An 11,076-nucleotide genomic window follows, 5' to 3' on the forward strand; every position below is an offset into this window, starting at 1 on the left:
GGGATGTCTGATGGCGAACTTCCTTCACAAGGGTGACCTGCCCGATGGGCTCGATCTCGGCCCCATCGTCGCTCTCGACTGCGAGACGATGGGCCTCGTGCCCGGCCGCGACCGGCTCTGCCTCGTGCAGATGTCGGCGGGGGACGGGGACTGCCATCTCGTCCAGGTTGCCCCCGGCCAGCGCGAGGCCCCCAATCTCTGCCGGATGCTCGCCGATCCCGGCGTGCTCAAGCTCTTCCATTTCGGCCGCTTCGACATCGCCATGCTCGATCACGCCTTCGGCGTGCTGGCATCCCCGGTCTACTGCACCAAGATCGCCTCCAAGCTCACCCGGACCTTCACGGACCGCCACGGTCTGAAGGATCTCCTGCGCGATCTGCTGGGTATCGACATCTCCAAGCAGCAGCAGCAGTCCGACTGGGGCGCCGCAGAGCTCTCTGCCGCCCAGCTCGACTATGCCGCCTCCGATGTGCTGCATCTGCACCGTCTGAAGGAGGCGCTCGATGCCCTTCTCGCGCGCGAGGGGCGGACGGCGCTCGCGCAGGCCTGCTTCGACTTTCTCCCCCATCGCGCCCGCCTCGATCTGGCGGGCTGGCCCGAACAGGACATCTTTGCCCACTGAGCCTGCATCCCGCCCCGAACCCGCGCGCAGTCGGGCCCGCGCCACCGGCGCGCGGGTCATCCGCGAGGAGGCCCGCGCCCTCGAGGCCCTGGCCGCCGCCTTGCCCGATCGCTTTGCCGATGCGGTCGCGCTGATCCTGGCGGCACAGGGCCGGGTCATCCTGTCGGGCATGGGCAAGTCCGGCCATGTGGCGCGCAAGATCGCGGCCACCCTCGCCTCGACCGGGACACCCGCCCATTTCGTGCACCCCGCCGAGGCAAGCCATGGCGATCTCGGCATGATGCTGCGGGGGGATGTCGTCCTGTGCCTGTCGAACTCCGGCGAGACGCCGGAACTGGCCGATCTCGTGGCCCATACGCGCCGCTTCGCGATTCCGCTGATCGCGGTCAGCTCGCGCGAGGGCAGCTCGCTCATGCGGCAGGCCGATATCGCCCTCCTTCTGCCGTCCCTGCCCGAGGCCTGTGGCATCGGCATCGTGCCGACGACCTCCACCACCATGATGCTGGCCCTGGGCGATGCGCTGGCCATCGCCCTGATGGAGGCGCGCGACTTCACCCCCGAGGCCTTCCGCCTGTTCCATCCCGGCGGCCGGCTTGGCGCCCGTCTGACCCGCGTGCGCGACCTGATGCATCGCGGCGAGGCACTTCCGCTTGTGCGGGAAGACGCCCCCATGGCCGACACCCTCCTGGAGATGAGCCGCAAGGGTTTTGGCGTGGCGGGGGTGACGGATGGGCGAGGGGGGCTTGTCGGCATCATCACCGATGGCGACCTGCGCCGCCATATGGACGGACTGCTGGGCCATCGCGCGGGAGAGGTCATGACGCGCAACCCCCGCACGATCGGCCCCGACGCCCTGGCCGAAGAGGCGCTGGCGGTGATGAACGGGCATCGCATCACCTGCCTGTTCGTGGTCGATCCGGCCGATCCGGTGCGCCCGCAGGGGCTCCTGCACATCCATGACTGCCTGCGCGCGGGGCTGGGATGACTGCGGCGGGGCCCGAAGGGGGCGCAGGGGGGCCGGGCGGCCCGCTGCGCGTTCCCTTCCGCCTGCGCTCGCGCCTTGTCGCCTGGGCCAAGGTGATCCTGCCGCTGGCGGCTCTGGCCCTGCTCTCGACGCTGTTCCTGTTCGCCCGCGACCCCGAGGGGGCGGCGGCCATCCCCATCGCCCGCATCGAGGAAATCGCGCGCGAGGAACGGGTTGGCGGCCCCCGCCTCGCCGGTGTGGCCCCGGACGGCACTGCCGTCTCCGTCTCGGCCGACCGCCTCGCCCCCCTCGCATCCCGCTCCGGCGCCTGGGGCTTCGTGGCCCCGCGCTTTCTCATCCTGACGCCGGATGGTCTTCGTCTTTCTGCCGAGGCGGCCGAGGGAGAGGCCGGCCCCCCCCGGCGACAGCCTGCGCCTGTCGGGCGGGGTGGAGGTCCGGGCCGACAGCATGGGCTCCGGCGTCTGGCATCTGCGCGCCCCCGTGGTCGAGGCCGATCTGGCCACCGGTCTGCTGACCGCCCCGCAGGGGATCGAGGGGCAGGCGCCCTGGGGCTCTCTTGCCGCCGGCGCGATGGGGGTCAGGCGCGACTCTGCCGAAGGGCCGTCTCGGCTGGTGTTCACCGGAGGGGTGCAGTTGCTATATGACCCGAAGCCTGCCGCTGATGGCGGCTGACGATCCGGAGCCGCCCGATGCCCCCTTTCCGTTTCCTGTTCGCCTGCGTCCTGGCCGCCCTGTCCGGCCCGGGGATGGCCAGGGCGCAGGGCCTTTCGCTGGGGGGCATTGCCACCGATCCCTCCGCTCCGGTCGAGGTGACCGCTGCCACGCTGGTCGTGGATCAGGAAACCGGCGCCGCGACCTTCTCGGGCGGGGTGATCGTGGGACAGGGGGCGCTGCGCCTCCAGGCGGCCGAGGTCGAGGTCCGCTATGACGCCGCCTCGGGAGAGATCGCCCGCCTGATCGCCCGCGGCGGTGTGACCTTTGCCACCCCCTCCGAGGCCGCCGAAGCGCGCGAGGCCGATTACGACCTCGCCGGACAGATCCTGACCCTCTCGGGCGAGGTGCTGCTGGTGCAGGGTGGCAATGCGATCGCCGCCGAACGGATGGTCGTGGATCTGGCCACCGGCACCGCGCGGCTGGAAGGGGGGGTGCGGACCGTGCTGGGCGGGGGGACCGCGGCGTCTGCCGGCGCGGCCGCAGGAGGCACGCCGTGACCGCATCCCCCGGATCCCGCGACGCCCGCCCCGCCCCCCGTCGGCCTTCACGTCCGCGGCCTGCGCAAGAGCTATCGCCGCCGCCCCGTGATCCGCGATGTCTCGCTTGATCTGGCCCCGGGCGAGGTGGTCGCCCTTCTGGGCCCCAATGGTAGCGGCAAGACGACCTGCTTCTATGCCATTGCGGGCCTTGTCCAGCCCGAAGGGGGGCAGGTCGTGCTGGACGGCCAGGACATCACCGGCCTGCCCATGTATCGCCGGGCGCGGCTGGGTCTGGGCTATCTGCCGCAGGAAATGTCGATCTTCCGCGGCCTGTCGGTCGAGGACAACATTCTCGCCATCCTCGATCTGCACGAGCCGGACCGCGCCCATCGGCGGCAGCGGCTCGAAACGCTCCTGGCCGAATTCGGGATCGCGCATCTGCGCCGGGCCTCCGCCCTCGCCCTGTCGGGGGGCGAAAGGCGGCGCGTGGAGATCGCCCGTTGTCTTGCCGCGCGCCCTTCCTATGTCCTGCTCGACGAGCCCTTCGCAGGCGTGGATCCGATCGCCGTGGGCGAGATCCGCAGCCTGGTGGAGGGGCTGAAACGACGGGGCATCGGCGTGCTGATCACGGATCACAATGTGCGCGAGACGCTGACCATCGTGGATCGGGCCTGCATCCTGCATGACGGGCGGCTGCTGATGACCGGCACCCCGGCCGAGGTCGTGGCCGACCGTGCCGTGCGCCGCGTCTATCTGGGAGAGAGCTTCGATGCACCGGCTCCGGCACCCTCTGTCCTGCCCATGCCGGGACGCCGCGCCCCTCCGCGGAGTGGGCCCTGACCTCTTCTGCGGCTGCGCCCTTGACGCCCCGACAGGGGCGGGCCAAGGGGCGCGCGTTGACAGTCGGCCGGGACAGGGGGGAGAATCCGGCCGATGCCCGTCCGGCGACCGTCCGGTTCCGCCGCCGGGCGCCAACCTCCGGGATCATGCCTCGGCATGACCCGGACCCAAGGGAACTGAGGAGACGACATGCGCATCGAAGTCAGCGGCAAGCAGATCGACATCGGCGAGGCCCTCCAGACGCATGTCACGCAGGAGGTGACGGCTGTGGCGGGCAAGTATGCGGGCCGCCCGACCGATGCCAAGGTGACCTTCTCGCGCGATGCGCATCTCTTCTGCTGCGAAATCTCCGTGCATCTCTCCACCGGTCTTGTCGTTCAGGCGAAGGGCGCGGCGACCGAGATCTATGCCGCCTTCGACGAGGCGCTGGATCGCATGGCCAAGCAGCTTCGCCGCCACAAGCGCCGTCTGAAGGACCATCACAAGGAACGCCCCGAGCCGATCGAGACTCTGCCTGCGGCCGCCTTCGTTCTCGCCCCCTTCGGAGAGGAGGACGAAGAGACGGAAGGTGGCGAGGCACCCGGCGGCGCCCCCGCCATCATCGCCGAGACAGAGACGCGCCTGCCGTCTCTCACCGTGGGCGAGGCCGTGATGCAGATGGAACTCGCGCATGTGCCCGTGCTTGTGTTCCGCAACGAGAAGGGGGGAGCGCTCAATGTCGTCTACCGGCGCGAGGACGGAAACATCGGCTGGATCGACCCACGGCCCGAGGCCGTCGCGGTCCCCGAACCCGTCCGCGACGGGCCGCACGGTCATGGCTGACCGCGCGGCGATGCGGCTGGCCGAGATCCTCCGCCCCGATGCCGTCAAGGTCCAGGCTGCCGCGCCATCCAAGCGGCGCCTCTTTCAGGATCTGGCCGAGATGGCCGAAAGCTGCTGGGGCCTCGATTCCCAGCGGGTGACCGAGGCGCTGCTCGAGCGCGAGGCGCTGGGCCCCACCGGTGTCGGACATGGAGTCGCGCTGCCCCATGCGCGGCTCGAGGGTCTCGACCGCGTGCGCGGCCTTTTCCTGCGGCTCGAACGCCCCCTCGATTTCGATGCGGTGGACCGCCAGCCGGTGGACCTCGTCTTCTGCCTGCTGGCACCGGCTGCGGCGGGGGTGGAACATCTGCGCGCTCTCGCTCTCGTCAGCCGGACGATGCGGGAAACCGCGATCTGCCAGAAGCTGCGGGCGAATTCCGACCCCGCCGCGCTGCACATGATCCTGACCGAGGGGCCGGCCAATCTGGCCGCCTGAGGCCGCTGCGCCCATCCGGCCGGCGGCGATGGCACCGCCGGCCGGCCGTCATCCCCTCATCCCCGCCAGCGTCCGAAGCCGAACAGCACCATGTCGCGCTGATAGGCCTCGCGCGCCAGCGCCTCGAGGCCGTCGTCATGGATCGCGGCCAGCCGTGCGGCCAGGGGATCGGGCGGGGGGGCATAGGGCCGGGCCGGGGCGCCGACGCGCTCTGCCAGACGGGGCAGCTCCTCGGCCAGCTCCTCCTCGCGCAGGATCAGATCCGGCGGGTTGAGGTTGCAGAACCCCTGCACCACTGCCGTCTGGCTGGCCCAGGACGGGTCCGTGCGCAGCGCCGTCTGCCCCCCGAGATTGGCCTTCACGAATTCGAGGAAGCGCGCAAAGGCGGCCCGATGCGCGGCGTCCGTCCAGGGCGCCCCCTCGGCCAGCCCGCCTTCGGGCACCGGCAGGCCGAAGGTGCGCCGCAGCGTCTCGCGCAGATCGGCAAAGGTTCCGGGGCCGGCCGGCAGGATCCGGGTGCAGAACACCGCATGGGCCCGTGCAAGGGGGTGGCGCAGAACCGTGAAGCTGCGATGGCCGGAATGGGCAAGCTTCCACTGCCGCAGCGTGCGGGCGTTGAACCCCTCGCTCACCTGCCCGCCACGATCGAACGAGGCCAACCAGCCCCGCACCGCCTCTTCCGGGCCGCCGGGGATCGGCAGATGCAGCAGCCCCGCATTCCGCGCGGCGATCATGCGCGGCACCATGGCGCCCCGCCGCGGTTCGAAATTCGGCGTGCGCGAAAGATCGAACCGGTCGAGAGGGCCGAGCGCCGATTCCATCTCGGCAAAGTTGACGACCTTGGTCCAGAGCGGTTCGGGATTCTGCTTCTTGAGCGTTCGGTCCAGCCCCTCGGGCGGGGGCACCTCCAGGAAGCGGGCCAGCCCCTGCATGACCTCCAGATCCTGGAGATCCTCGTAATCCACGTAGAAGGCCGTCTGACCGGAGATCTGGAGCGCGCGCAGAATCCGCAGCTGGAACGCCTGCAGCCGTTCGAGATGGGCGGCGAATTCCCGTGCATCGAAATGCACCTGCCCCGATCGGGCATGCTGGGGATTGGTCAGCTTCCACTGTCCGGTCAGGGCCGCGATCTTGCGGCTGACATAGCTCTCGGCGGGGTTGCGGGTGAGCACGATCTTGGCGCAGCGCGGATCCGCCAGCACCGCATCCACGGCGCGGGGGTCATGGTCGCCGAACAGGCGGAATCCGTTCAGGCCGGGTTGCGCGCGCAACGCGGCCAGAAGGGCCCGAGGATCCGCATCGCGCTGCGCCCGCGTGATGCCCAGAAGCGTCTCCTGGCCGGGATAGCCCAGGAAATGGGGATTGAACGCCTCGCCATGGCAGTGCACGCCGGGAATCGCGTTGAGATTGGCCTCGAGGAAGTTGGAGCCCGTCCGCATCTCGGCCAGCAGCACGAACAGATCGAAGCGAGGCCGCCGGTCGGCCGGATCGGTGGAGTGAGGGGGGCATGGGGCCTCTCGGAATTCAACTGATCAGATAGGGGCGCCGCCGCGGCGGGGGCGGTGCGGCGGCGGGGCGGGGCTGTCCGGCTCGGCGGTGAGGTCGCCCATCAGATAGGGATGCATGCCCTCGTTCTTGAGGCTCTGGAGGAAACGCCCCAGCCCCCGCAGATCGCGCAGGCGGGGGGCCTCGGACAGGCGGGGGCGTGATGCCGGGCCCGGTTGCGCGGGAACCATGTCGTCGAGGATCGCCTGCAGGGCCTCCATCGGCGATTCGAGGAATTCGCTCAGCGTCCAGATGCGGATGCGCGCCTTGGCATAGGGCGAGCGGAGCGCGCCCAGATGCTCGGCCTCGATCTTCTGGAGCCGGGCGACACGCTCGCGCAGGTCGGGCGGGGGGTTGTGGAACAGCGGCACGATCCAGCCGCCGGAGATGACGCTGATCTGCGCATTGGGATCCTTGGCCATATCCCAGCTCAGAAGCTGGCTGTCGCCGGGACCGAACTGGAAGCATTGCCGCTCGCCGCGGGTGTTCCAGATCAGGTTGCGCAGGAACATCTGGGCATTGTGGTCGCGGATGCGGGGATTGTCGGTCAGGACACCGGCAAAGGTCGTCTGACCGCCTTCCCATTCGACGCGCTGCGGGGCGAAGAGATGGCCATGCACGCGCGCGCCGGTCATCCGGGCCAGCCAGGTTTCCCAGTTCTCGAACAGTTCGGTGAACCCCTCGAAGACAGAGTAGGGCCCGGCGGTGACGCCATGCTCCCATCCTTCGCGGGGATAGCGGCTCTGCATCCACAGGCCCGACCGTCCGCGCCGGCGGCGTTCCGTGGCCTTGGCGAAGACGCGGTCGATCTTGGCGGGGTTCGGCTCGGCGGCCATCGTGTTGGCATCCTGCCGCAGGAAGGTCGCATAGAGCCGTTCCGCATGGGGCCAGATCTTGCGCGCCACGAAGCAGTCCGACCGCCGCAGCAGCTGGAGATGGTCGTCGTAGAAGATGTGCGGCTTGCCCTGGTGATCGAATTTGGACAGCGTGAGGGAGCGGCTCTCGATGCGGGTGCCGGGGCGGTTCTGGTGGCGGCGGACAAGGGTCTGGAAATAGCTCTCGTCCGGGATCCAGACTCGGCGGAAATAGCGGTCGAAGACGGGGCGTTGGGGATCGCTCAGGATCGCCTCGAGCGTGCCGCGCGTCAGGCACCACCATTGCGAACCCATGTGCGGCACGATGCCGGGGGGGATGCGCCGCTTCAGCCCCAGTCGGCGCTGGAGCGCCACCCAGCGGTCGAAGAGCTTGCGCTGCCGGCGCCAGGAAAAGGGAAAATGCAGGGTGAAGCGTTCCTCCGACAGCCCGCCCACCGTCCAGGGCACATCGGCGGTGGTGGCCGATTCGATGAAATCCGTGCCCGGCCACGCGGCGAGATAGTCGCGCAGGGCCGCCACCGGCCGCAGCGGCAGGCAGGCGCCGGAGGCGAGATAGACATGGCTGACATCGGGAAAGCGGGCCAGCATCGTCTCGCAGGCGGCGATGGTGGCGGCGACGATGCCCCATGTGCCCCATTCGCAGCGGTGCCGGGGCGAGAGGACAACGCGCGGGGCCAGATCGTGCAGCCGCCCGGCAAAGGCGTCATGCACGGCCTTCGGCACGGCGCGGTCCACATGCACGACGACCGGACATCCGCCGGCCGCCCAGAAGCGGATCACCTGCTCGGCCCGGTCGAAGGCCGTATGCACGAGCATCACCACGCCGATCGTGACGGCCTCGCTCATGCCCAGTTCCCCTTGGACATCAGCCCGAGGATCTCGAGCTGGCGCCAGTTGATGTATTGTTCGCTCCAGGGGGTCCAGAGATCGAGCCCGTCCTCCAGCCTTTCGGCATAGGCGCGGTATTCCCGCGCGCCGGCGTAATGCTCGCCCCGGCGGGCCTCTTCCTCGACCTTCTCCCCCAGCACATGCAGGAACTTGGTGTGCAGCAGCAGGCCCGAGGCCTTTTCCCCCCCCCATTCGTCGAAGACGAGATTGAGCCCGCGCGGCAGCAGCATGTGGGTGGAGGAGACATAGGTCGTGCTGCGATCCCATTTCACGAGCGGGATCTTGTTGAGTGCCGGCGCCCGCCAGGGCTCATCGGCAAAGAAGACGCGCATCCGCGGTCCGCCCTGGATCCAGAGATTGCCATAGCGGTGATTGCGGTAGATCGAATAGTTGCCGGCATCGAACCAGCAGGCGATCTCGAGCGGGTCCTGCCCGGGGCGATAGGGCACCTGCCCGATCGGCCCCTTGGGATACATGTCAAGAAGCATCGCCCCGAAGGACTTGACGAAGGAGGCATCGAGCCAGTCGGTCAGCGCGCGCAGGGGCCGGGTGTCGCAGAAGGGATAGATGAACAGCTCATCGGGATCGACCGTCAGACACCAGTGGCCGACGCCATGCCGCATGGCAAGCCCGTTGAGCCAGTCCACCCCGTAGCGCGAACGCCGGTAGCTTGCCCCTGTGGTCCAGAGCGACACGTCCTTCTGGTCGGCCAGCATCTCGCGCCCGCCATCGGTGCTGCCATTGTCCACCATCAGGAAATGGTTCACGCCCATCCGACGGTAATATTCAAGAAACCACGGCAGACGCACAGCCTCGTTGCGGAAACAGGACAGCACCAGGATGTCGCCGCGGCGAATCGCGCCGGTGCGATCGGCGACCGGGGTCAGCTCCCGGCGCTTGATGCGGGCGCGGAGGCGGTAACGCTTCCGCCGCAAGCGCATCCTGTAGGAGTCCCACCACTTCACGGCAGACCGATTCCTGTTCCTGTGCGGATACAGCCTATATCGGGAAGGTTGACAAATGGTGGCTGTCTTGGGGTCTCTTTGGGACAGCGCGGCTGCGGGACGTGACATGGCCGCATCGTGGCGGCGGATTCAGTCCCATCCCCCCCGCGACAGAAGGCCCAGCGCCTCGAGCTGCCGCCAGCCTTCATAGCGGCAGGATCCGGAATGGCGGAAATCGGGCCGCGCGGCGATGCGGTCGTAATAGGGGCCATGGGCCGCGCGATCGGTGAAATGCTCGCCCCGCTGGCGTTCCTCGGCCGAACGGGGGATCAGATCGGGCAGCAGCTTGGTGTGCAGCAGCACGCCGGAGACGATGTCCGGCGCGGGCCAGCCCTCCCAGACCGCGTTGGGCGCGGCAGGCAGCAGGAAATGCGTCGAGTTCACATAGACCTGTCCACGCCGCCAGCGCAGGAAGGGGGTCTTGCTCATGACCGGGGCGCGGGCCGGGTCATGGGCCATCAGCACCCGCGCCCGCGGCCCCCCCCGGACTCAGCAGACAACCATGGGTTCGCTGTCGCTCGGCCCGGAAGCCCTGCGGGTCGAACAGCGGCAGCGCGGTCAGCGGATCGCCCTCCTGCGGCTCTCCGCTGCCCAGCGGGCCATCGGGATAGGGCTCGATCATCAGACAGGGCAGGGCCGCCTGTCCCGTCGCTTCCATCCGGGCCCGCAGGCCGCGCAGGCCCCCGCTCCTCCCAATGGGGGAAGATCAGCAGCTCGTCCGCATCGAGCGTCAGGCACCAGTGCCCCCGGCCGAAGCGCCCGAGCAGCGCATTCGCCCAGTCCATGCCGAAGCGGCTGGCGCGATAGCTCGCCGCCGTGCTCCAGAGCGAGACATCGGGTTCCGCCATCAGCCGCTCGCGCGTGCCGTCCTCTGATCCGTTGTCCACGATCAGGAAACGGTCCACGCCCATCCGGCGGTGATGCGCCAGCCAGTGGGACAGCCGCAGCGCCTCGTTGCGCATCACCGCAACGGCCAGGATGTCGCCGGGCCGGATCAGCGCCGTCCGGTCGGCCAGAGGGACGATCTCCCGCGCCTTCCGCCGTGCCCGGTCAAGCAGCCGCAGGCGTTTCCAGCCAAGCCGGAGACGGCGCAGGGCCGAAGGGGGCAGGGGCGGAGGCAGCAGGATCATTGTTCCGACTTTCCGCGCCCTGCAGCCTGGTGCAAGGGGGACCGGGGGGCTGTCTGCCCCCCGGACCCCCCGAGGATATTTGAAGTCGGATGAGAGGGACTGCTTCCTCATCCGAATGCCCTTCCTGGATCTCCCGCGCGATGGCATCCGTCAGCTGGATCTCTCCCCCGGCCGAAGGTCTGATCCGCGTCAGATGGCCGAGTACGCGGGGCGTCAGGATGTAGCGCCCGATCACGGCGAGGTTGGAGGGCGCCTCGTTCCGCGGGGGCTTCTCGACCATGCGCTGTGCCGCGGGTCTTCTCGGTGCCGGGGGAATCGTTCCTGGCTGCCCTCGACGGGTTGCTCGATGCCGGCATCCCCAACATCGTCTGTCGCCACGAAGGCGGGGCGGCGATGATGGCCGAGGCCACGGGCAAGCTGACCGGGCAGCCCGGCATCTGCCTGGTCACGCGCGGACCCGGTGCCACCAATGCCGCGGCCGGCGTCCATGTCGCGCGGCAGGACAGCACGCCGATGATCCTCTTTATCGGCGACATCGAGCGTGGCCATCGCGACCGCGAGGCCTTTCAGGAGGTCGATTTCCGGTCGATGTTCGCCCCCCTGGCCAAATGGACGGCCGAGATCGGACAGACCGAGCGCATCCCCGAATATGTCGCACGGGCCTTCCATGTCGCGACATCGGGGCGGCCCGGTCCGG

The 11,076-nt window shown here is 69.4% G+C and carries 12 protein-coding genes and 2 pseudogenes; 8 read left to right on the plus strand and 6 right to left on the minus strand.

Translation table 11 applies throughout. The features are described from left to right. Nucleotides 1–10 precede the first annotated feature (10 nt). From RUTHE_RS01560 to RUTHE_RS01590, 7 genes and pseudogenes are all read left to right on the plus strand, one after another. Entirely contained in the window at nt 11–622 is a 612-nt protein-coding gene (locus RUTHE_RS01560; protein ID WP_021096475.1) for a ribonuclease D, read from the plus strand. Next, the gene (locus RUTHE_RS01565) at nt 612–1,607 is read left to right on the plus strand and encodes a KpsF/GutQ family sugar-phosphate isomerase (RefSeq protein WP_021096476.1); all 996 of its coding nucleotides are present in this window, start codon (nt 612–614) and stop codon (nt 1,605–1,607) included. Before RUTHE_RS01560 ends, RUTHE_RS01565 begins: the two co-directional genes overlap by 11 nt. Nucleotides 1,608–1,955: 348 nt before the next feature. Then, entirely contained in the window at nt 1,956–2,279 is a 324-nt protein-coding gene (locus tag RUTHE_RS15225) for a hypothetical protein (protein ID WP_021096477.1), read from the plus strand. A gap of 17 nt (nt 2,280–2,296) precedes the next feature. After that, a complete protein-coding gene (locus tag RUTHE_RS01575) occupies nt 2,297–2,818 on the plus strand; it encodes an LptA/OstA family protein (protein ID WP_021096478.1) in 522 nt (173 codons plus the stop codon). Nucleotides 2,819–2,857: 39 nt separating this feature from the next. Next, nucleotides 2,858–3,640 (plus strand): annotated as a pseudogene (lptB, locus tag RUTHE_RS01580) (LPS export ABC transporter ATP-binding protein); the annotation flags it as partial. Between the two features lie 189 nt (nt 3,641–3,829). After that, nucleotides 3,830–4,462 (plus strand): ribosome hibernation-promoting factor, HPF/YfiA family, encoded by a 633-nt coding sequence (gene hpf, locus RUTHE_RS01585; RefSeq protein WP_021096480.1) that lies wholly within the window; start codon nt 3,830–3,832, stop codon nt 4,460–4,462. 10 nt (nt 4,463–4,472) lie between these two features. Next, on the plus strand, nt 4,473–4,937 hold the full coding sequence (locus RUTHE_RS01590) for a PTS sugar transporter subunit IIA (protein ID WP_040645122.1): 465 nt from the start codon (nt 4,473–4,475) through the stop codon (nt 4,935–4,937). Nucleotides 4,938–4,993: 56 nt separating this feature from the next. Here the strand turns inward: RUTHE_RS01590 and RUTHE_RS01595 are convergent, their stop codons facing one another. The 6 genes and pseudogenes from RUTHE_RS01595 to RUTHE_RS17270 form a co-directional block, all read right to left on the minus strand. Further along, nucleotides 4,994–6,376 carry a hypothetical protein gene (locus RUTHE_RS01595; RefSeq protein ID WP_021096482.1) on the minus strand — a complete coding sequence of 461 codons (1,383 nt, stop codon included), beginning with the start codon at nt 6,374–6,376 and terminating at the stop codon, nt 4,994–4,996. Between the two features lie 93 nt (nt 6,377–6,469). Next, nucleotides 6,470–8,203, minus strand: a complete 1,734-nt coding sequence (locus tag RUTHE_RS01600) for a DUF5927 domain-containing protein (protein WP_021096483.1) — start codon at nt 8,201–8,203, stop codon at nt 6,470–6,472. Continuing rightward, on the minus strand, nt 8,200–9,186 hold the full coding sequence (locus RUTHE_RS01605) for a glycosyltransferase family 2 protein (protein ID WP_040645123.1): 987 nt from the start codon (nt 9,184–9,186) through the stop codon (nt 8,200–8,202). Before RUTHE_RS01605 ends, RUTHE_RS01600 begins: the two co-directional genes overlap by 4 nt. A 153-nt stretch (nt 9,187–9,339) precedes the next feature. After that, nucleotides 9,340–9,678, minus strand: coding sequence for a hypothetical protein (locus RUTHE_RS15805; RefSeq protein ID WP_211217713.1), 339 nt, complete (start codon nt 9,676–9,678; stop codon nt 9,340–9,342). Nucleotides 9,679–9,707: 29 nt separating this feature from the next. Further along, the gene (locus RUTHE_RS15810) at nt 9,708–10,379 is read right to left on the minus strand and encodes a glycosyltransferase family 2 protein (protein ID WP_021096486.1); all 672 of its coding nucleotides are present in this window, start codon (nt 10,377–10,379) and stop codon (nt 9,708–9,710) included. 118 nt (nt 10,380–10,497) lie between these two features. Continuing rightward, a pseudogene (locus RUTHE_RS17270) lies at nt 10,498–10,659 on the minus strand (sugar phosphate nucleotidyltransferase); the annotation flags it as partial. Nucleotides 10,660–10,664: 5 nt separating this feature from the next. On the opposite strand from RUTHE_RS17270, the gene RUTHE_RS01615 reads away from it, so the two are divergent. After that, a partial coding sequence (locus RUTHE_RS01615; protein ID WP_021096487.1) for a thiamine pyrophosphate-binding protein occupies nt 10,665–11,076 on the plus strand: 412 nt, incomplete at its 3' end.

It is taken from the genome of Rubellimicrobium thermophilum DSM 16684 (assembly GCF_000442315.1).
Classification (GTDB): domain Bacteria; phylum Pseudomonadota; class Alphaproteobacteria; order Rhodobacterales; family Rhodobacteraceae; genus Rubellimicrobium; species Rubellimicrobium thermophilum.

Bases quoted from the DNA above. Each gene is read 5' to 3' on its own strand.
- RUTHE_RS01560 (WP_021096475.1), top strand. From the start codon at position 11: ATGGCGAACTTCCTTCACAAGGGTGACCTGCCCGATGGGCTCGATCTC.
- RUTHE_RS15225 (WP_021096477.1), top strand. From the start codon at position 1,956: ATGGTCTTCGTCTTTCTGCCGAGGCGGCCGAGGGAGAGGCCGGCCCCC.
- RUTHE_RS01575 (WP_021096478.1), top strand. From the start codon at position 2,297: ATGCCCCCTTTCCGTTTCCTGTTCGCCTGCGTCCTGGCCGCCCTGTCC.
- hpf (WP_021096480.1), top strand. From the start codon at position 3,830: ATGCGCATCGAAGTCAGCGGCAAGCAGATCGACATCGGCGAGGCCCTC.
- RUTHE_RS01590 (WP_040645122.1), top strand. From the start codon at position 4,473: ATGCGGCTGGCCGAGATCCTCCGCCCCGATGCCGTCAAGGTCCAGGCT.
- RUTHE_RS01595 (WP_021096482.1), bottom strand. From the start codon at position 6,376: ATGCGGACGGGCTCCAACTTCCTCGAGGCCAATCTCAACGCGATTCCC.
- RUTHE_RS01600 (WP_021096483.1), bottom strand. From the start codon at position 8,203: ATGAGCGAGGCCGTCACGATCGGCGTGGTGATGCTCGTGCATACGGCC.
- RUTHE_RS01605 (WP_040645123.1), bottom strand. From the start codon at position 9,186: ATGCGCTTGCGGCGGAAGCGTTACCGCCTCCGCGCCCGCATCAAGCGC.
- RUTHE_RS15805 (WP_211217713.1), bottom strand. From the start codon at position 9,678: ATGAGCAAGACCCCCTTCCTGCGCTGGCGGCGTGGACAGGTCTATGTG.
- RUTHE_RS15810 (WP_021096486.1), bottom strand. From the start codon at position 10,379: ATGATCCTGCTGCCTCCGCCCCTGCCCCCTTCGGCCCTGCGCCGTCTC.